The sequence below is a fragment of the Acinetobacter sp. YH12046 genome (genome assembly GCF_013419905.1).
Classification (GTDB): domain Bacteria; phylum Pseudomonadota; class Gammaproteobacteria; order Pseudomonadales; family Moraxellaceae; genus Acinetobacter.
The window spans coordinates 70,070-90,775 of the sequence record NZ_VOZF01000007.1; the positions used below are offsets into that span (position 1 = coordinate 70,070).

Here is a 20,706-nt window from a genome sequence, read left to right on the forward strand (position 1 = left end):
TAAATTTAAGCCAACTGAGGTTTAAGCTTAAATAGTAAATAAACCATCAAACCAAGCAGTAGGCCCCAGAAAGCAGAACCAATGCCGAAAAACTGGATATTGGATGCACTGAACAGAAAGGTCATCAGTGCGGCTTCCCGGTCATGAGTGTCCTGAAAAGCCAGTGCAATGTTGTGGCCAATGGTACCAAATAGGGCAATGCCAGCCAGAACCGTAATCAGAATACCCGGAAAAGCCATCAATAAGCTGGTCAGGGTTGCAGCGAAGAAACCCATCAGGATATAAAATAGTCCACAGCTCATACCCGCGATATAACGTTTAGCCGGATCAGGATGGGCTTGTGCATCCAGACTGACTGCTGCGCTAATCGCGGCAAGATTAACACTGAAACAGCCAAAGGGAGCGAGTAGTGCCTGAGTGAGGCCCGTCCAGCCTAAAATTGGATTCACCTTGGGTGGATAGCCATAGCTTTTAATCACGGCCAGGCCAGGTAAATATTGTGAAGCCAGATTAATCACCATCAGCGGAAGAGCTAGTCCTAAAATAGCTTGCAGGCTAAATTCTGGCGTGGTCCATACAGGCTGAGCGATACTCCAGTTCAAATGGGGAAGTGTAAAATCGATAAAGAACGGACAGAGTACAATTGCAAGCAGTACGGTAATGACAATGCTATAACGGGTACTGAGCTTTTTAGAAATGAGATAAATGGCCAGTACGGTAAGTACAAAGCCCCAGGATTGTTGCAGGCTGCCAAATACTGAAATACCAAATTTCAGTAAGACACCAGCCAGCATGGCACTGGTCAGACTTTGTGGAATAAACTGAAAAATCCGGTCAAATATTCCGAAAAATCCCAGACAGGCAATCAGGATACCGCAAATCAGAAAAGCGCCAATCGCTTCGGCCAGACTGTAATGGCCTGCGGAGGCAATAATTAACGCCAGACCGGCTGTCGACCAGGCGGTGGAAATCGGATAACGATATTTCCAGGAAAGCAGAAAGCCGGAAACCCCAATACCTATGCCGAGTGCCCATAACCAGGAACTGATTTGCGCTGCATTTGCACCCAGGCTTTGGGCTGCTTCAATGACCAGTACGGCGGATACGCTGATCCCAATCATGCAGGTAATAAAACCCGCCATGATGGCAGGAAAGGAGAGATCTTGTAAAAGTTTAGGCATCATCCATGACACTATTTTTAAATGCGTTTAAATCATACGCTTTTCATATATCAACACAATGTTTTTAACAATTTTTGAAAGCGCTGCTCTTGCCAGAAAGCTGCTGATTCTTAGAAAGTAGATGTCGCCAGTTTGATGCCGAACCCGCAGAAGAGAATTCCTACTGAAGCAACCCCGCCAGCAGTCAATTTATAATTCTGGTTGAAATAGCTCGCGAGTTTGACCCCGGAAAAGATCAGGATTGAAAGGTAGGTCATGCTGATCAGTTGCAGGATTAAAGCCAAGAGTGCAAAAGTCAGTGCCGGATAAGGGTAAACAGGATCAACAAACTGCACGAAAAAAGACAGGTAGAACAGAATCGCTTTAGGATTTAAAACACTGATTGTTAATGCTGTACGGAAGGGCTGAATCGACCCGACAGTTTCAGGAGTAGTCTTTTTAATCTGAACACGTTGTGATGACTGTTTCGGAAAGAAAGTCTGATAGGCGGCAATGATCAGTTTGATCCCAAGATAACTGAGATAAACAGCACCAATAATTTTCAGGGCAATAAACAGCACGGGAAACGCATGAAGTAGAGAGGCTGCGCCTAACGCCGTACATAGGATCAGAATCAAGTCACCGGTATAAACCCCTAAGGCACCCATATAACCGGTCTTGATGCCAAAACGAGAGGCAATTGACATGACATAGAGGGAATTCGGCCCCGGCAGTAACACAATTAACGTTGTCCCAATAATAAAGGTCGTTAGATCTGTGATACCAAACACGAAGAACTCGCAAAAATGAAAAAAGCCGATGCGGCATTATAGCAACATCGGCCTGGAGAAACTCTATAAATTCGCTGTGAATTTAGGTGGTGCTCAAAAAACTTTCCTTTAATAAAGCCGCCAGTTGCTCACGTGCCTTGATAAAGCCATCGATACCACCTTGCAGTAATTCACTGGCCATCTGGTCCTGTTTCAGTTGTGCATCAAAATCGGCATGACTGATTGGACTCAGTTCACCTTGAGATTGAATATCTTTGGCTGAAAGCTGAGCCTGAACTTCACGCTGATCATTTTCAAGTTGTTCCAGCAAGTTTGGTGCAACAGTCAGTAGATCACAACCGCTGAGGCCCAAAACCTGCTCAATACTACGGAAGCTTGCACCCATGATTTCAGTTTTAATCCCATGCGCTTTATAGAATTCATAAATGCGCTTCACTGAGAGTACGCCCGGATCTTTTTCAATTGGATACGACTCAACACCTTCCGCTTTTTTGTACCAGTCTAGAATGCGGCCGACAAAAGGCGAGATTAAAGTCACTTTGGCATCAGCGCAGGCATGGGCCTGATGCTGGCCAAACAATAAGGTCAGGTTGGTATGGATACCTTCTTCTTCCAGTGCTTTCGCTGCCTGAATACCTTCCCAAGTCGATGCGATCTTAATCAGGATGCGGTCAGAATTAATTCCATATTGATCATACAGCGCGAGTAATTCTTTAGCCTTGGCGATGGTCGCTTCAGTATCAAAAGACAGGGAAGCATCCACTTCAGTCGAAACACGACCTTCAATCAGTTTTAAAATTTCAACACCGAATTTGACGGTCAAAATATCAATCGTGCGTTCAATCAGGGCATTATTCACATAGCCTTCTTGCTGGGCTTGTTGAAAAGCAGCTTCAATCAATGCCTGATTTTCAGGTTGTTTCGCTGCTGCAGTAATCAGAGATGGATTTGTGGTTGCATCCAGAGGGCGAAATTTCTCAATTGCGCTTAAATCACTGCTATCTGCCACAATAGTCGTCAAGTTTTTTAATTGGTTTAATGCAGTTAATGTCATTACGATCTAGTTCTATGGTTATTGCTTATGCATTCTTATATATCATAAATCATCCTCTTACCAAGTAGACTGTCGTTGAATTTCTGTGATTAATGGTCGGTTTTTCGCTGCTGACGCAAGTGATTAATCAAAAAATGAGCAGCTGTACCCAGTCGAGTTTCCCGGCTCCAGACCAGATCGACAAAATATTCAAATTTTGGGGTGAAATCGAGCAGCTGCAAGATCTGTAGCTGCTCCTGCAAATGTAGCTGTTCATTGATCATTTCCAGAGGGAGTACACCCCAGCCCAAACCTTGCTGGATCATGTTACAGGCTGAATGATGATTGTCAGTGCGCCAGTAATTCCGGGAAAAGAGCAGTTCTGGCTTAATGCTACGATCACGACTGGCAACAACAATCTGTCGGTTTTGTAAAATCTGTTCATAGCTGACCTGGTGAAATTGACTTAATGGATGCTGTTTGGCCGCCACAGCAACCAGTACCTCACGCTTTAATTCTATAAACTGTTCACGGGTTTCTAATTGCTCCCGCTCAAACATCAGCGCTAACTGCGCTGAACCTTCAAATAGCATGTGATGAGCATCTTCCTGAGGTGCGCTAAAGACATTAACTTGCAGCGCTGGAAATTCCCGTTCCAGCAAAACGATATAATCAGTCCAGCGGGTATGGAGGAGCTCAGACACCACCACAATATTCAGTTCAGATTCAAGACCTGAACTAAGTGCTAGGGCATGTTGCTTCCATTGGTTGATTTCAACCAAAAGCTGCTCAGTTTTTTCATACAGTACTTTCGCCTGTGCAGTTGGTTTTGGCTCACGGCCAATGCGTTCAAATAGCACCAGATTAAGATCAATTTCTAGATTGGCAATGGCCATACTCACTGCAGAAGGAACTTTACCAAGTTTACGCGCAGCAGCAGAGAAGGAGCCAGTTTCCATAACCAGTTTAAACATCTGTAGCTGTTCTTGATTAATATTCATGCATTCCATCTTTCATTTTTATTGATAGATTCTAACTCGAATAATCAAATTAAAAGAAATAAAATTCCCTTATCTCCTGACTTGATGAACTGAAATGTTAATTTCAAAAAGAAGACTGATTCATGCCACCTTATATGAAGGCATTTTATTGGTGGTGATTGCCATATTACTGAGTACGCTCATGCATATGCCGCTTGAGGTCACAGGCGCTCTCGGAATTGCGATGGCTGTCACTTCAATGTTCTGGAATATGCTGTTTAATCATTATTTTGAAAAGTTTGAAGCCAAACATCGTCTGAAAAGAACCATCAAAGTGCGGATTGCTCATGCGATTGGATTTGAGGGTGGTTTGATGCTGGCCACGATTCCGATGGTAGCTTATGCATTGCAGATCAGTCTGGCGCAGGCTTTTCTTCTGGATTTGGCGATGACATTATGTATTCTGGTGTATACCTTTATTTTCCAGTGGTGCTATGACCACCTTGAGGCCAAAATGGGGCTGGAACCAGACTACCGAAAAGCTTAACTTGAGTCTTTACTAGAGTAATCCTCAAATGCTTCGCTAATAATATTGCAATAAAAAACCGCTCATAGAGAGCGGTTTTTTTATATGAGGCTTGGATTATTTTTCAATAATTGCTGTTACGCCTTGACCACCAGCTGCACAGATCGAAACCAGTACACGACCTGAACCTTTCTGGTTAATCAGTTTTGCTGCAGTTGCGATAATACGACCGCCAGTTGCTGCAAACGGGTGACCTGCAGCTAGAGAAGAACCTTTTACGTTCAGTTTGGCACGATCAATTGAACCTAGTGGAGCATCCAGACCTAAACGTTCTTTACAGAATTTTGGATCTTCCCAAGCTTTCAGCGTTGAAAGTACTTGCGATGCAAATGCTTCGTGAATTTCATAGTAGTCAAAATCTTGAAGTTTTAGACCAGCACGTTCCAGCATACGAGGAACTGCATAAGCAGGTGCCATCAACAAGCCTTCTTTCTTCTCTACGAAATCAACGGCAGCAGTTTCCTGGAAAGTCAGGTAAGCCAGTACTTCATGGCCATTTGCTTTAGCCCATTCTTCAGAAGCCAATAGCACACAAGACGCACCATCAGTCAGTGGAGTAGAGTTACCCGCCGTCATGGTACGTGCATCGCCTTTACCAAAAGCAGGCTTTAGTTTCGCCAGTTTTTCAACTGAAGAATCTGGACGCAAGTTGTTGTCACGTTCAAGACCCAGGAATGGAGTCACCAGGTCATCAAAGAAACCTTCTTCATAGGCTGCTGCCATTTTTTGATGTGAAGAGGCTGCAAGCTCGTCTTGCGCTTCACGGGAAATACCCCATTCTAGTGTAGTAATTGCCTGATGGTCACCCATAGACAGGCCAGTACGTGGCTCACCATTTTTTGGTGCGTCCATCAGGTCTTTCACATTGATTTTAGTCAGGGCTTTTAAACGGTCTTTCGCTGTTTTCGCAATGTTCAGCTCAAGTAATGCTTTACGTAAGCCATCACCGAAAGCGATTGGTGCATCAGAAGTCGTATCTACACCGCCTGCGATTCCCACTTCGATTTGACCTAGAGCAATCTTGTTCGCGACCAGGAAGGCCGCTTGAAGGCCAGTACCACATGCTTGCTGGATGTCATAAGCAGGGGTTTCCGGTGCAAGAGCAGTATCCAGTACACATTCACGCGTCATGTTGAAGTCGCGGCTGTGTTTCAGTACAGCACCTGCAACCACTTCACCTAAGCGTTGACCTTGAAGGTTAAAACGTTCAACCAGACCATTCAGGGCTGCTGTGAACATATCAGTATTGGATGCCGTAAAGTAAGCACCGTTAGAACGTGCAAATGGAATGCGGTTACCACCGATAATAGCAACGCGGCGAACTGTATTTTGGCTCATGTTTGGTTCCTGTTGAACAGAAGTCTGTGTTATAGATGTTGAATCTTGTTGGCTTGAAGTCGTTTTTTTGGTACGTGCAGATGTACTGCGTGTACGTGTGGTTTTAGCCGGACTTTTTTCTGCGGCATTGGCTGTATCAGGATTTTTAGTGCTACGCTTGCTACGCGTTGATGGTTTTGACACAGTTTCTGTCGCAGAGTTCTCGACTGCTGGATTATCTTGAGTTGTTTTGCTCATAAGGCTTTACCAGGCAAATAGATCGTCTTCTTGGCGGTTACATTAGCATAGAAGAAGATAGGCTGTATTGACTACAATGACATTACAGACTGCGCTTAGGTCAAGTCATCTGCCTGTTATCTCAAGTATGATTGGGCGGAAACTGGTAGATCTATTGAAATATAAGTGTCTGGCATCATACTGAAGTTTAAGGATAACTTTAGATCAACCAAAAATTAATTTGTATGAGAGATAATAAACATGACTGATCAGTACCAAACTTTTGCAAAATCTCCTATTGGTAAATTTGTCATTAAAAATTTGGGTCTGCCATCCCCAACTTCTTTAGACCGTTTTGAGTCTGCTACACCAGTTGTCAAAGGTGCGGTATTGTTTGGAGCAGCACCGGCAAGTACCTTGACTGGTGCTATTGCTCAGGTTCTGGCAAATATTCATGCCAATAGTTATGCAGGTAACAATGCTGAACTGCAACAGGCTGCTGCATCGGCTGGACTGAATCTGGGCGCGTTTAATCCGGGCGATAAAGAATCAAAATTCAAAGTTGTCATTTTTGATGCTTCAGGAATCGAAAATTCAGAACAGTTAAAATCACTTTATGATTTCTTCAACCCGATTGCGCGTCAAATCCAAAGTTCTGGCCGTGTCGTGATTGTGGGGACTACGCCTGAAACTGCTAAATCAGTCAGTCAGTCAATTGCTCAACGCGCACTGGAAGGTTTTGTAAAATCTGTGGGTAAAGAGTTTAAAAAGGGAATTGCAGCAAACCTGATCTATGTAGATGCCGGTGCTGAAGCAAATCTTGAATCTGCTTTACGCTTTGCAGTTTCTCCACGTTCTGCCTATGTTTCTGGTCAGGTGATCCGTGTTTCACCTGCTGAAAAAGTGGATGTAGACTGGACTAAACCATTAGCGGGCAAAACTGCTGTAGTGACTGGTGCGAGCCGTGGTATTGGTGAAGCGATTGCTCATGTATTGGCACGTGATGGCGCACATGTCATCTGTCTGGATGTTCCGCAACAGCAAGCAGACCTTGACCGTGTAGCCGGCGAAATTGGCGGTTCAACTTTAGCCATCGATATTACTGCTGCAGATGCAGGTGAGAAAATCAAAGCAGCAGCAGCTGAGCAAGGCGGTCTGGACATTATTGTGCACAATGCCGGTATTACCCGCGACAAGACTTTGGCCAATATGAAACCTGAGCTATGGGATCTGGTGATTAACATCAACCTGTCTGCCATTGAACGTGTAAATGACTATTTAATCTCCAACGATGGTCTAAATGCCAATGGCCGTATTATCTGTGTATCCTCAATTTCAGGCATTGCAGGTAACCTGGGTCAAACCAACTATGCAGCGTCTAAAGCGGGTGTGATTGGTGTGGTGAAATTCACAGCACCAACCTTAAAAAATGGTATAACGATTAATGCCGTTGCACCGGGCTTTATCGAAACACAAATGACGGCTGCGATTCCATTTGCAATCCGTGAAGCTGGCCGCCGTATGAACTCAATGAGCCAAGGTGGTCTACCTGTAGATGTTGCAGAAACAATTGCCATGTTTGCTTCTACGGCTTCAACAGGTTTAAATGGCAACGTGGTTCGTGTCTGTGGTCAAAGCCTATTAGGGGCTTAAAGCATCAAGTCCTTTCTTGCAGTTTAATTAAAGCTCAGGGAGAGGATTTAGGAGAGGGAGATTAGGGGCCTTTTTTTAGCCCTCTCTCTAACTCTCTCCCAAAGGGAGAGAGAACTCCACTCATATATAAATGAAAAGAATATTTTAAAGGTTCAGTATGAATACGCGCCATTTTAGTCAACTTCCAAAACCTTATTTAGCCTATCCAAAAGTGATTCAAGGCTTGATTTTTAAAAAGCCGAAAGCTGAAAAAGTTCTACCGCAAGTTGAATATGTGGTGGATTCATTCAAGGTCGATCAGAAACATTTAAAAGCCTATAATGAAGTATGTGGCTTTAAAAATAATGGTTATATTCCAGCTATTTATTTGACCGTATTGTCTCAAAGTCTACAAATGCACATGATGACCTCGGAAGCATTTCCGTTCCCGATTTTAGGACTGGTACATATCCGTAATCAGGTCAAGCAATACCGTAAAGTCGGTGTAAATGAGACTTTAACCCTGTCATGCAAATTTGGTGAATTACAGCCCCATGACAAAGGCGTTCAGTTTGATTTTATTACCACAGTCAAAGTGGGCAATGAAGTTGTCGTTGAGGCATTAACTACATATCTTTCACGTCAAAAGACTGATGTTAAAGCGGCTGTTAAACCGGCAGAAAGTAAAGCGCCAGACTATAAGCTAAATACTGAATGGAAAATTTCAGAAAATACCGGCCGCCGTTATGCCATGACTTCAGGTGATTTTAATCTGATTCATATTCATGCTGTTACAGCGAAGGCTTTTGGTTTTAAACAGGCGATTGCACATGGTATGTGGAGCAAAGCCAAAGCGCTGGCTAATCTGTTATTGCCGGATGCGTATGAAGCCGATGTCTGGTTCAAGCTACCGATGTACTTGCCTTCTAAAGTTGAGTTTCTAACGGCTCAAGCAGCGAATGATACAGATTTCCTGATCCGGAATAGCAAAAACCAGAAGCCGCATGTGACCGGCCATGTAAAAGCGATTTAAATCTAAATCAAAAGCCTAAACTCGATTTAGGCTTTTTCATTTTAAGGGATCAAAATTCTATGGATAGAATGATGCAGCCAATCAAAGATTATCTGTTTGCTGATCAGCATAATTATCAGGGCGATGTTGATACACGTTTTCGCGACCTTGCTCGTCAGTTTAGCCGCTTACAGGATGCACGTACTAATCAGGGTGGTGCAGCACTTGTCGTATATTTTCAGGGACAAAAAGTTGTCGATATTTATACCGGAAAGAAGTCTGCCACAGAAAACTGGCAGCCCGATACCATGTCACTATGCTATTCCACTGGCAAAGGTGTACTGGCGACATTGGCACACATTCTGGTCAGTAAAGGTTATCTGGACTATGACAGATCAGTTGCAGAATACTGGCCTGAATTTGCCCAGAAAGGTAAACGGTCGATTACTTTGGCACATATGCTGAGCCATCAAAGTGGTTTGTTTGATATCCGTAATATCATTGATGATGCCACTGAAATGGCTGACTGGTCACACATGCTGGAGCGGATCGCGGCAGCTGAACCACGTTTTCAGACCACGACTGATGCCGCTTATCAACCTTTGACTTTTGGCTGGCAGGTGGGTGGAGTACTGGAAAAGGCAACCGGTAAATCATTAGGCCAATTAATGCAGGAATATTTAGTTCAGCCTCTGCAATTAAATGGTGCCTATTTTAGTGTGCCGCTGGATGAACTGCCTCGAGTTGCGCGACCGATCTTTAAAGCAAAATCTGCATCTCAATCTTCTAAAGGCAAAAGAGTAGTTACACGCAAACCCGGTTTAATGGAGCGTGCTCTGGTCTGGAGTGGTCAGAGTCCACAAGATTTTCAGGATGGCATGATTCCTAAAGGCATGAAGAATTTTAGCTTCTTTAGTGATGAGGGATTACAGGCGATTATTCCTTCAGCTAATGGCGTCTTTACTGCAGACAGTCTGGCAAAAATCTATGCGATGTTGGCCAATCACGGTGCTTGGCAAGGCCAGCAGTTGATTTCACCTCCAGTATTCCAGCGACTAAGCCAGGTGCAATATACCCGTCGTGATCGGGTGATGCCTGTACCCATGCACTGGCGTCTGGGTTATCACCGTATATTGACCTTGGGTAAAGCCTCTACAGGTTTTGGTCATATGGGTTTTAACGGTTCTGGTGCCTGGTGTGATCCGGAACGCGAATTAAGTTTTGCCTATACCCATAACTTCCCAACAGGTTCATTAACTGGAGATTACCGTCTTTGGGGGCTGACGCAGGAAACTTTACGCTGTGCTGATGCGGTATTGACAGGAAGAAAAGGCTGGCGCTAACTGAATATCCTTGATTTGGGAGTTTAGTCAGCCATTTAAAATATGCTATTTTGTGGCAAATTCCAGCGCTGCGAAATGAAACCATGAAAAAAGTAATACTGATTCCCTTAGTGGCAACCGGTGCTTTATTCGGTTGTCAGGATCAAACCCAGTCAGCTAAAAATACTGTTGTTGAAGCCAAGGCACAGATTCCAGCATGGGCGGGAGAGTATCAGGGTACAACTCCTTGCATGGGCTGCTTGTCCCGTTGTGATGATTGTCCGGGCATGGCTGTCATGCTAACTCTGCACGAAGATCAAACTTATACTTTAGAACGTGAAAGCCTGAGTGGTCATAATGAGGTGGAAACCTTTAGTGGCCCGATTCGTTTCCAAGATGATTCTCATCAGAAAATTGAGCTGTTGAATGTAGCGACTCGTAATTTACTGTATGTTGATTTGGAAGAGCATGTGCTGGAAATCCGTGAAGACAAAAGCGGTAAACGCTACCAGATGCAGAGTGATTTTATTTTAGGGCGATTCGCTTAAACAGATTCAACCCAATCCTTTATCTTTGATCAGAAATTTTTATTTCTAAGATTGTATTAATCCGCTCAAATAGAGCGAAAATCAATAGATATTTTATTTTCCAAATATACTAAAAATATCCTGATATTTCAGTCAGGCATAAAAATGGAGCAAACAGCTTCGAGATAGTTGATTTAAATCAGATTGATAGGTCTATCTCTCCAGATCATAACTGATTAATTCATTCACTATTTTATAAAAAAACAGTATGCTTAGACCTGTAAAAAGGAGCATACATGTATCAAGTACTTGCGCGAAAATACCGTCCCCGCAATTTCAACGAATTGGTCGGTCAAAACCATGTTTCACGTGCCTTAACCAGCGCACTGGAGCGTGGCCGTTTGCACCATGCCTATTTGTTTACGGGAACGCGTGGTGTTGGTAAAACCACGATTGCACGTATTTTGGCGAAGTGCTTGAACTGTGAAACCGGTATTACTTCGACTCCTTGTGAGGTATGTCCGACCTGTACCGCCGTCAATGAAGGCCGTTTTATTGACCTGATTGAGATCGATGCGGCATCACGTACCAAAGTTGAAGATACCCGTGAGCTGCTGGACAATGTCCCTTATGCGCCAACTCAGGGTCGTTTCAAGGTCTATCTGATCGATGAAGTACATATGCTGTCCACGCATTCTTTCAATGCTCTATTAAAGACACTGGAAGAACCACCGGAGCATGTCAAATTTCTGTTTGCAACCACAGATCCGCAAAAGCTGCCGATTACTGTTATTTCTCGCTGCCTGCAATTTACTTTGCGTCCATTGGCTGTTGATGAAATTACTGAACATCTGGGTAATATTCTCACCAAAGAAAGCATTCAGGCTGATCAGGATGCGATCTGGCAGATTGCCGAATCAGCACAGGGTTCGCTTCGTGATGCTTTGTCTTTAACGGATCAGGCGATTGCTTATGGTCAGGGTGCCATTCAACATCAGGATGTCAAAGACATGCTGGGCTTGATCGACCGAACCATCATTTACGATCTGATTCTGGCGATTCATCAGAATCAGAAAGCACGTGTTAGCGAATTATTATTGCAATTCCGTCAGCAGGCGCTGGATGTATCACTGGTATTAGATCAGCTGATTTCTACCCTGCATGAACTGGCTTTATTACAATATCTGCCGGATTTAAGCCTGAAATACAGTGCCGAGATCAATCAAAAGATCATGCAGTTATCGGCTTTGATTTCAGCACAAGATTTGCAACTGTATTATCAGATTGCCTGTAAAGGCCGGGCTGACCTACAGCTTGCGGTTACGCAGGAGCAAGGCTTTGAGATGACGGTGCTGCGTTTGCTAGCCTTCCGTCCGCTACAGCCCAATGAAATTCCAGCCAATACAGCTCAGATACCACAAGCTGTACCTGCTGCATCAGTTCCACAGCAACATCAGATAACGCAGCAGGAAAGTGCGCCGGTTGCTCAAGCTGCTGGAGAAGATTTTTCATTAGATGCTGGCTATGAAGACGATCAGGATAATCATCCAGTCACTGCACAGTCTGAACCATCTTCGAATGATTTTCTGGATGAAGACGAGCCAGAAACCAATTCTGAGCCTCAAGTCATACAAGCTGAATCAACTAGAGTAGAACAATCTGAGTCTGATCAGATTGTATTTGATCCAAACCTGGAAGATGGCCTGTTTGGTTTTGACGATGTTCCTGCAGAACCTGTTCCATCCAGCCCTGAAGCCAGCAGTGATGATTTTCTCTTAGAAGAATTCATTCCTGAAAATGATATTGCTGCACCAGTAGAACAAGAATCCGAGTTTAGTCTGGATGCTTTAGCTCCTGAATCAGAACAAGTGATTCATAAAGCAGATGAAAGCCAGCCAGAAATTTCTACTCAGACTGAGGTTGCATCTACTCAGATCGAAAATACAAATATTTCTACAGACCGTAATCTGATGCCTCAGGATATTCTGCAAATTCCGGTACAGGATATGCAGGGTGAATGGACGGTAGAAAAATGGGAATTCTGGTTCCGTAACAGTCAGTTATCTCCGGCAGTTCAGGAATTGGCTCAGTATGGCATCATGACTGGTCAGATTAATGCAGCATCGGTCTTTCATATTCCAGAGCGTTATCAGCCGCTTTTGTCGCAGCTACAACATCATCTGGAAGCAGCTTTGCGGGAACAATGGCCACAGACCATTTTCCAGGTGAAGTTTGAAGATGTAGAGCAGTTAACGCCATATACCATGCAGCAAGAACGTAAAGTACGCGCTTTTAAACGCGCAGAAGAGCTGCTGCATGCTGAACCGGCTGTACGTGACTTGCTGGAACAGTTTGATGGTGAATTGCACAATATTCAGCTGAAATAAAATAATTTTAGGCTGAGACAAAACGCGCTAAAGCATCCCGCATTTCAGCTGGAATCGGGGTGCTTTTTCGTGTGTAGCGATCGACAAACACATGCACAAAACTGCCTTGAGCGGCTGCCGTATCAGAATTCATTTTAAAGATTGCCAGATCATAGCTGAGAGAACTATTCCCCATTTTTTCTATGGCGACACCTACCTCAATAATTTCCGGATAAGACAGTTCCTGATTGAACTGGCATTGCGAGCTGACCACCAGTCCAATCATTGGAGAATATTTGGGATCAAATGCGGCTTCCTGAATCAAAAGGGCATTCGCGGCCGTATCAAAATAGCTGTAATAAGTGACATTATTGACATGGCCATACAGGTCATTGTCCGCCCAACGAGTCTGTATCGGCAGAAAAAATGAATAATGTTCGCGTTGTTTAAGAGCTGCTTTCATATTTTTAAATAACTTGTAGTGGCTAGATCTGCTGAGTCGAAAATAATCCTAAATCTAATAGATCGCCTGATAAATGTTGTAAGCATCTTCCAGAGTAAGTTCACGTGGATTGTTCTGTAACAGGCGGCTCTGTTTCATGGCATCTTCGGCCATGATCATTAGCATATGTTCAGGAATTCCTAACTGTTTAAGTTTCAGGGTTAAGCCACTTTTCACCAGATGATTATTAAAATGATCGATAAACAGGTCAGTCAGGCCATCATGGCAGCCTTTGCTTTGTGGATCTAACCAGCACATCAGTTCGGCATAGAGGGCTTTGGCATCCGGCGTATTAAATTTCATCACCTCAGTTAATACCAGTGCATTACTATGTCCATGCGAAATATGGAAATGTCCACCTAATGGATAAGCCAAAGCATGCACTGCACCTACTGGTGCATTGGCAAAAGCTTGACCTGCTAGCATCGAGCCGACCAGCATGTTTTGACGTGCGTCCAGATCCTGACCATCATCTAGCACACGTTGAAGATTGGCATTTAACAGTTTTAAGGCATGCTTGGCCAGCATATCGGAATAGGGATTTTTTTTGATTTTAGAAGTATAAGCTTCAATGGCATGGACCATGGCATCAATGCCGGTCGCAGCAGTAATTAAGGGCGGCAGATTTTGGGTAAAGGTTGCATCCAGAATGGCAGTATCTGCAAACAGGATCGGTGCCACAATTCCGGTTTTGGTAGTTTCACCTGTAGTGACAATTGAAATCGGAGTAACTTCAGATCCTGTACCTGCAGTGGTAGGAACCAAAATCAAGGGCAAACGGGGGCCAGTAGCCTGATTTACGCCATACAGATCAGACAAAGATTGGTGCTGTGCCGGATGACTCAAGATTGCGATCAGCTTGGCGACATCCATAGAGCTGCCACCACCAAAGCCAATCACGATATCGACATTTTCCTGTTTGGCAAAATCTGCTGCTTCAAGCACTACATGCTCAGGTGGGTCGGCCTGTACATCGGAATAAATTGCATAATCTAGTCCCGCATCTTCAATAATTTCCAGAATAGGCAGGTGTAATTGATGCTGTAGCATGCCTGGATCAGTGACCAGTAAAACACGCTGATAACGGCCCTGTTTGAGAATAGAGGATAATTCCTGAATCGTGCCGAGGCCGGCGATGATGTTGGGAACGGTTTGAAACTGAAATCGATTCATGTCTTTATCCTTTAATTTTTATCGCAAATACAAAATTATTATGGGGCGGTGATATAGGATTCATCAGGTAAATAACTTAACATAAGTATCTTGAAAATGATTAACTCTGAGGTTGTTTATGTCATCCAGAACGCCATATAAGGTGTTATGTGTTTGTTTGGGAAATATTTGTCGTTCTCCCACGGCAGAAGTGGTACTCAGACATTATTGTGATGAACAGAAACTCGATATTGTGGTCGACTCAGCAGGAACCAGTAATTACCATCCGGGGAAAGCACCTGATTTGCGTAGCCAGCAACATGCCTTAAAACGGGGTTATGATCTTTCTGGCCTGCGTGCGCGTCAACTCAAAACCCATGATTTTATTGATTATGATCTGATTCTAGCGATGGATCTGGAAAATCTGGCAGATATTCAGGCGCTCCAGCATCAGGCAGAGGCAGAATTCGGACGCCTGCGTGCCCAGGTTGCTTTAATGAGTGAACATGATCAGCACTATCCAAAACAGGCTTTGCCAGATCCATATTATGGCGGGGCAGATGGTTTTGAGCGTGTCCTGAACCAATGTGAGTCCAGCAGTCGGGCCTGGGTAGAAATTTTTAAACAACATCAAACAGAAAAGGTTTAAGTCATGCAGATTCAGACTCAGGTTCAACTTAAACCTTTTAATACGCTAAATCTCGAAGTGATTGCCGCTTACTACAGCCGGATCCAATCAACTGATGATCTGATTGCTGCACTGGAGTTTGCTGAGCAGCAACAACTGAATGTGCTGATTCTTTCTGGCGGTAGCAATATGTTATTGCCGGAACAGATTGATGCTCTCGTCCTGCATATGGATATCCAGGGCATTGAAATGCTAGAAGGAAATGAGCAGCATCAATGTCTGCGGGTAGGTGGGGGCCAAGTTTGGCATGACTTCGTACTCTGGACGACAGAACAGAAACTCTATGGTCTACAGAATCTGGCCCTGATTCCCGGACTGGTCGGCGCATCTCCAGTGCAGAATATTGGGGCATATGGTGTCGAAGTCGGCGAATTTATTCATGCGGTAGAGGTCTATGACCGTAAGCTGAAAAAATTTGATTCCATTCCTGCTTCAGACTGTCATTTTTCCTATCGTCATAGTATTTTTAAAGATGATCCAACACGTTATGTGATTACACACGTTACTTTTAAATTACTAAAACAGGCAAATCTGAAACTGAATTATGGTGATCTTAAAGCAGCGGTGGGTGATAATCTCACAGCAGAAAACTTGCAGCAGCAGGTGATCCGGATTCGTCAGAGCAAACTGCCTGATCCTAAAGAATTTCCAAACGTGGGAAGTTTCTTTAAAAATCCTATCGTAAATCAACAGGTTTTTGACCGAATTGCTGTGCATTTTTCTAATTTGCCCCATTATCCACAGGCCAATGATCAGGTTAAAATGGCGGCAGGCTGGCTGATTGATCAGGCAGGCTGGAAGGGGAAACAGCTTGGGCCAGTTGGCATGTTCCATAAACAGGCACTGGTTCTGGTGAACTATGGTCATGCTTCTCTGACGGATGTCCGTCAAGCCTATGGCGCAGTACAGCAGGCTGTCTGGGACAAATTCAAGATTATGCTCGAACCTGAACCGGTATTATTTGATTGTAAAGGCTTAATTCGATCTCATCAGGATAAATAACGTATATGAAAAACACCCATTGGATGGTCCGTTTAGTACAAATCGTCGCAGGACTGTTTGTATTTTTCGGCTGTCTGGTGATGTTGATCTATTCGCCATTTTATTCGCAGCTTGTGGTTAAGGGACTCAATCGATTTGTGTCCTTTGAAATTAACGAAGTTGCAGCACAAAGCCAGAAAATGGCTTCCTTGAGTGAAGATGATACGCTCGAACCAGGTTCTGATCAGTGGATTGCCCGTCAGGCTTATTTGCGTGTGATGGAGCAGGATATCCAGCAAAATCATTCTGCCAATCTGATGCTGATTCAGGCACGTTACAAGGTACTGCAACAGATGATTGAAGAACATCAGCGTGAACAGCAGGAAGAAAAAGCAGAACAGAACCAGCCTGCACAAGTGCCTTTATTGTCCCAGCAAGAACCTGTGGAAGCCGTTGACCCGACTCAGAAGGTCCGCGAACTGCTGGAATGGGACAGTAATGAAAACAAGGAACGGATTGAACAATATGTTGAATTCTTAACGACTCATCCTCTGGAAGATGAAGAAGCGAGTGCCGTACAGGTCACAGCGAAAGAGGAAATCAAGGAAGATCTGGCTTTACTGCAGGAACAGCAGCAACAGAAACCGGTCAATCAGTCTAAACCTTATGCCATTGTGGTCTTAGGTGGTGGTTTAACTTTACATGAAAATGGTAAGGATATTGTGGTCAATGACTATACGCGTTTGCGTCTGGAAACCACACTCGCAGTTGAAAAACAGTATCAGTTACCGATCGTATTGAGTGGTGTGGAAGCGCCGTATATGCAGCGCTGGTTACAAAATTACAATGTCGATGCCAAATTGCTTGAAGACCGCAGCATGAATACCTGTGAAAATACCCGTTTCAGCTCGTTATTATTGCAAAAAAAAGGTGGGGCACCGACTGTGATTCTGATTACCGACCGTTATCATATGCCGCGTACCCGTCGTCTGTTTGCACTGAATGGTATTCAAACGATTCCAGTGGAAGCACCGATGCCGAAGTCCTTGACCCGTTGGCGTCCAAGTCGACAAAATTATGATCATAGTCGCCGTGCCAATTATGAAATGCTGGCCACTATCCGCGATATGTGGTTTGGCTCCAGTGACTGTCGGGAGGTGCCTTAATGTCTGATATTCCGTTTTTAAATCCGACCATCCTGAAACAGCTGGATTTACCTGTGCCAAGCAGGGAAACAACGCCACAGCTTTTACAGCCCTTAAACTTGAATAGGGATGACCAGCCGACTATTGATCTGCTGTCTTATCGCAGACTATATGGTTTCGATTTGCTGGATTGCAAGCATTGGCAGGGCTATGTACAGATGCCGCTGTTTAAACTGCATGTGCAAGTATTTACACCTAATCTAGAAAATACCCGTTTTGACAAGATTCAGGGAACGGCCTTTCTGTTACATGGATATCTGGAACATAGCGGAATTTATCAGCCGATCGTACGTGAGTTGCTGGAACAGGGCTTTAGCGTCCTGACTTATGACCTGCCGGGGCATGGTCTCAGCGATGGTTCATCTGCCAGTATCCAGAATTTTGACCATTACCAGCAGGTTTTGCATGCGGTATATCGTTATGTGAAGCATGCAGAGCAGTTACCGAAACCATGGGTTGGTATTGGACAAAGTACTGGTGGTGCGATCTGGATGCATCATTTGCTCGAATTTGCAGAACGACGTGAAAATCCGTTTGTAGATCGCGTGCTGTTATTGTCACCGTTGATTCGTCCGGCTAAAACTGCCTGGTGGCATAATCCGCTCGGACTCGGCATTATCAGCCGGATCAAGCGTGAAGTACCACGTCATTTCCGTCGTAATAACCATAATCCTGAATTTCTGCGTTTTATCCGCCTCAAAGATCCTTTGCAACCCCGCATGATGGGCATGGACTGGATTCTGGCGATGTCACGCTGGATGCAGGAAATGGAAGCACGTCCAGCCTGTCGTATCCCTGTCTGGTTAGCTCAAGGTGCTCAGGATCAGACAGTGGACTGGCGTTACAATATTGAATTTATCCGGCGCAAGTTCCGCCTGCAAACTTTGCTAATGCTGGAAGAAGGTTCACATCAATTGATTAATGAACGCGCGGATATCCGTGCAGCACTCACAGGTTTAATTCCAGCCTTTTTACATGCGCATGGCAGTAAGACCTATTATTAGACTGTGACACTCTCAATTAAAAAAAGGCGTTTTAGTAAACGCCCTTTTCTTGTCTAATTTGACTAAGTTTTGATTCTTATAGGCTCAAAAACTTTCCAGTTTGGCCATATTCCACATACGGAAATAAAAGTTTTCCTCATCTTTATTTTCACAGTGTAATAATTCACCTTCTTTAAGCCAGAAATGAATCTGGGCAAAGTTCTTGATTTCATGATTGCTGATTCGCTGTGCCAGATGATGCGGTTTAATAGCAGAAGGATGTTTTAAACCTGCTGAAGCGATTAGCTCAGACAGGGCATGCATTGTATTTTTATGGAAATAAAATACTCGCTCGGCCTTAGTCGGGACATGCAGGGCTTTTTGACGCTCTTTATCCTGAGTAGTGACTCCCACAGGGCATTGATTGGTATGACAACTTTGAGCCTGAATACATCCGACTGCAAACATGAATCCGCGCGCTGAATTAACCCAGTCAGCTCCAAGTGCCATGGTACTAGCAATATCAAAGGCACTGATAATTTTCCCGCTTGCACCAATTTTAATCTTGTCTCTCAATCCTGCACCGACCAAGGTATTGTGCACAAACAAAAGACCTTCTCTTAAAGGAGTACCCATATAGTCAATCAATTCAATTGGTGCAGCACCGGTACCGCCCTCAGATCCATCTACCACAATAAAATCAGGATAAATTTTGGTATGTAGCATGGCTTTCACCATACTCATAAATTGCCAAGGTTGACCCAGACAAAGCTTGAATCCGACTGGCTTACCTTCAGAAAGCTCACGTAGTTGTTGAATGAAATTCATCATTTCAATCGGGGTTTTAAACGCCGGATGTCCAGAAGGTGAGACACAGTCATGTTCACGGCTAATCCCGCGAATCTGTGCAATTTCTTCTGAAATCTTGGCTTTAGGTAAAATGCCACCATGCCCAGGCTTGGCGCCTTGTGAAAGCTTGATTTCAATCATCTTTACCTGAGGTAGCTTAGCTTTTTCTGCAAATTTTACCGGATCAAACTGACCTTCTAAGGTCCGGCAGCCAAAATAGCCGCTACCAATTTCCCAGACAATGTCACCGCCATGTTCCAGATGATAAGGGCTGATACTACCTTCACCGGTATCATGAAAGAATTTGCCTTTTTGCGCACCAAGATTTAAAGCCCGAACCGCATTGGCACTTAAACTCCCGAAACTCATAGCCGAGATATTCAAAATTGAAGAAGAATAAGGCTGCGTACACTGCTCATTGCCGATCAGAATGCGGAAGGTTTCTGGATCAGCAGGTCGGCAAGGGGTGAGAGAGTGGCTAATAAACTTATAATTTTCTTCATAGACATTCATGATTGAGCCGAAAGGCTTATCTGAATTTTCATTTTTGGCCCGTTGATACACCAGACTGCGCTGCATACGTGAAAATGGCAAAGCATCCCGATCCGCTTCAATAAAATACTGACGAATTTCAGGACGGAATTCTTCAAAGATAAAACGAAAGTGGCCCATAATCGGATAATTTTTTAAGATTGAATGTCTGTTCTGCAAGACGTCATATAGGCCTAGCAGGCTCAGCAGAATACTAACGATCCATAGTGTATTCACTAAGGTTGCCGGCATAAAATAATAAATATAGCGCGGCTCATAACCGATATGAAAAATCGTAAAAATAACGGCGATGGTGATGCAGGCAAACCAGACCGAATGCCGTGAAAAGAAAGTATTAAGTAATTTGTGTCGTACTAATTGCGCAGGGTTAGCCATTATGAAATTAAATCCCTATTTCCACTACGATAGCGTTTAATAATGTGCAGAGCTGCCTGGCTTATACAAGCATAGAATTGTTTTTTAATTTTATAAACTTGCTGAAAATGGAGCGTAGGCCGCTATACCTCACTTCTAGATAGATAATAAATTTTCCAAATAATCTTCTATGGAAAAATTGTGCAAAAGGCATGCATTCTTTTTATTTCAAAAACAGGCTTAAGCGCTCTATAGTGATTTTTATCCCCACAGCAGGAGTGTAAATTATGACAAAAAAATCGATCCGTTTTAATAATGCAGAGCTGGCTTGCTCATGTTATCAGACTCTTTAATTTCTAATGTGACACATCCGGTCTGTTTTCTGGGGCAAGAGGAAAGCAGACCGGCTCAGTAACAGACCACCAGAACAATAAGAAAAATAAAATGATAAATTGATCAGGTCCCCAAAATGGGGAC

General features: G+C 43.9%; 18 protein-coding genes. 10 read left to right on the forward strand and 8 right to left on the reverse strand.

What is annotated here, in order from left to right; all coding sequences use genetic code 11:
• Positions 1–5: 5 nt before the first annotated feature.
• The 4 genes from FTU03_RS06590 to FTU03_RS06605 all read right to left on the reverse strand — a co-directional run bounded on the left by FTU03_RS06590 (position 6) and on the right by FTU03_RS06605 (position 3,985).
• Positions 6–1,181: a benzoate/H(+) symporter BenE family transporter gene (locus tag FTU03_RS06590; RefSeq protein WP_179992452.1), complete on the reverse strand. Its 1,176-nt coding sequence runs from the start codon at positions 1,179–1,181 to the stop codon at positions 6–8.
• A 110-nt stretch (positions 1,182–1,291) separates the two neighbouring features.
• Positions 1,292–1,951: a leucine efflux protein LeuE gene (gene leuE / locus FTU03_RS06595; protein ID WP_179992453.1), complete on the reverse strand. Its 660-nt coding sequence runs from the start codon at positions 1,949–1,951 to the stop codon at positions 1,292–1,294.
• Positions 1,952–2,033: 82 nt separating this feature from the next.
• Entirely contained in the window at positions 2,034–3,005 is a 972-nt protein-coding gene (gene tal, locus FTU03_RS06600; RefSeq protein ID WP_179992454.1) for a transaldolase, read from the reverse strand.
• An 89-nt stretch (positions 3,006–3,094) separates the two neighbouring features.
• Positions 3,095–3,985, reverse strand: a complete 891-nt coding sequence (locus FTU03_RS06605; RefSeq protein ID WP_179992455.1) for a LysR family transcriptional regulator — start codon at positions 3,983–3,985, stop codon at positions 3,095–3,097.
• A gap of 94 nt (positions 3,986–4,079) precedes the next feature.
• Between FTU03_RS06605 and aceI the strand changes: the two genes are divergently transcribed.
• Positions 4,080–4,511 carry a chlorhexidine efflux PACE transporter AceI gene (gene aceI, locus FTU03_RS06610; protein WP_034170552.1) on the forward strand — a complete coding sequence of 144 codons (432 nt, stop codon included), beginning with the start codon at positions 4,080–4,082 and terminating at the stop codon, positions 4,509–4,511.
• A gap of 96 nt (positions 4,512–4,607) precedes the next feature.
• On the opposite strand, the gene FTU03_RS06615 is transcribed toward aceI, so the two are convergent.
• A complete protein-coding gene (locus FTU03_RS06615) occupies positions 4,608–6,125 on the reverse strand; it encodes an acetyl-CoA C-acetyltransferase (protein WP_179992456.1) in 1,518 nt (505 codons plus the stop codon).
• Positions 6,126–6,365: 240 nt separating this feature from the next.
• Here FTU03_RS06615 and FTU03_RS06620 point away from each other — a divergent pair, with 240 nt between their 5' ends.
• The 5 genes from FTU03_RS06620 to dnaX all read left to right on the forward strand — a co-directional run bounded on the left by FTU03_RS06620 (position 6,366) and on the right by dnaX (position 12,984).
• Positions 6,366–7,757 carry a 3-oxoacyl-ACP reductase gene (locus FTU03_RS06620; RefSeq protein WP_004783922.1) on the forward strand — a complete coding sequence of 464 codons (1,392 nt, stop codon included), beginning with the start codon at positions 6,366–6,368 and terminating at the stop codon, positions 7,755–7,757.
• Between the two features lie 157 nt (positions 7,758–7,914).
• A complete protein-coding gene (locus tag FTU03_RS06625) occupies positions 7,915–8,769 on the forward strand; it encodes a MaoC/PaaZ C-terminal domain-containing protein (RefSeq protein ID WP_179992457.1) in 855 nt (284 codons plus the stop codon).
• A gap of 59 nt (positions 8,770–8,828) precedes the next feature.
• A complete protein-coding gene (locus FTU03_RS06630; RefSeq protein WP_179992458.1) occupies positions 8,829–10,091 on the forward strand; it encodes a serine hydrolase in 1,263 nt (420 codons plus the stop codon).
• Positions 10,092–10,174: 83 nt separating this feature from the next.
• The gene (locus tag FTU03_RS06635) at positions 10,175–10,618 is read left to right on the forward strand and encodes a copper resistance protein NlpE N-terminal domain-containing protein (protein ID WP_179992459.1); all 444 of its coding nucleotides are present in this window, start codon (positions 10,175–10,177) and stop codon (positions 10,616–10,618) included.
• A 275-nt stretch (positions 10,619–10,893) separates the two neighbouring features.
• Positions 10,894–12,984: a DNA polymerase III subunit gamma/tau gene (dnaX, locus tag FTU03_RS06640; protein ID WP_179992460.1), complete on the forward strand. Its 2,091-nt coding sequence runs from the start codon at positions 10,894–10,896 to the stop codon at positions 12,982–12,984.
• Between the two features lie 7 nt (positions 12,985–12,991).
• Here dnaX and FTU03_RS06645 read toward each other — a convergent pair whose 3' ends face one another.
• Both FTU03_RS06645 and FTU03_RS06650 read right to left on the reverse strand, forming a co-directional pair.
• Positions 12,992–13,426 carry a thioesterase family protein gene (locus tag FTU03_RS06645; RefSeq protein ID WP_104425981.1) on the reverse strand — a complete coding sequence of 145 codons (435 nt, stop codon included), beginning with the start codon at positions 13,424–13,426 and terminating at the stop codon, positions 12,992–12,994.
• 54 nt (positions 13,427–13,480) lie between these two features.
• Positions 13,481–14,638 carry an iron-containing alcohol dehydrogenase gene (locus tag FTU03_RS06650; RefSeq protein WP_125278997.1) on the reverse strand — a complete coding sequence of 386 codons (1,158 nt, stop codon included), beginning with the start codon at positions 14,636–14,638 and terminating at the stop codon, positions 13,481–13,483.
• A gap of 118 nt (positions 14,639–14,756) precedes the next feature.
• Here FTU03_RS06650 and FTU03_RS06655 point away from each other — a divergent pair, with 118 nt between their 5' ends.
• The 4 genes from FTU03_RS06655 to FTU03_RS06670 are packed head-to-tail and all read left to right on the forward strand — an operon-like array spanning position 14,757 to position 18,495.
• Positions 14,757–15,266 (forward strand): low molecular weight protein-tyrosine-phosphatase, encoded by a 510-nt coding sequence (locus FTU03_RS06655; protein WP_004783908.1) that lies wholly within the window; start codon positions 14,757–14,759, stop codon positions 15,264–15,266.
• Between the two features lie 3 nt (positions 15,267–15,269).
• On the forward strand, positions 15,270–16,307 hold the full coding sequence (murB, locus tag FTU03_RS06660; RefSeq protein ID WP_166134992.1) for a UDP-N-acetylmuramate dehydrogenase: 1,038 nt from the start codon (positions 15,270–15,272) through the stop codon (positions 16,305–16,307).
• Between the two features lie 5 nt (positions 16,308–16,312).
• A complete protein-coding gene (locus tag FTU03_RS06665) occupies positions 16,313–17,452 on the forward strand; it encodes a YdcF family protein (RefSeq protein ID WP_166134989.1) in 1,140 nt (379 codons plus the stop codon).
• Positions 17,452–18,495: an alpha/beta hydrolase gene (locus tag FTU03_RS06670; RefSeq protein WP_004783902.1), complete on the forward strand. Its 1,044-nt coding sequence runs from the start codon at positions 17,452–17,454 to the stop codon at positions 18,493–18,495. The genes FTU03_RS06665 and FTU03_RS06670 overlap by 1 nt, the downstream gene beginning before the upstream one ends.
• Positions 18,496–18,579: 84 nt before the next feature.
• Here FTU03_RS06670 and FTU03_RS06675 read toward each other — a convergent pair whose 3' ends face one another.
• The gene (locus FTU03_RS06675) at positions 18,580–20,250 is read right to left on the reverse strand and encodes an FMN-binding glutamate synthase family protein (protein WP_125278993.1); all 1,671 of its coding nucleotides are present in this window, start codon (positions 20,248–20,250) and stop codon (positions 18,580–18,582) included.
• Positions 20,251–20,706: the final 456 nt, after the last annotated feature.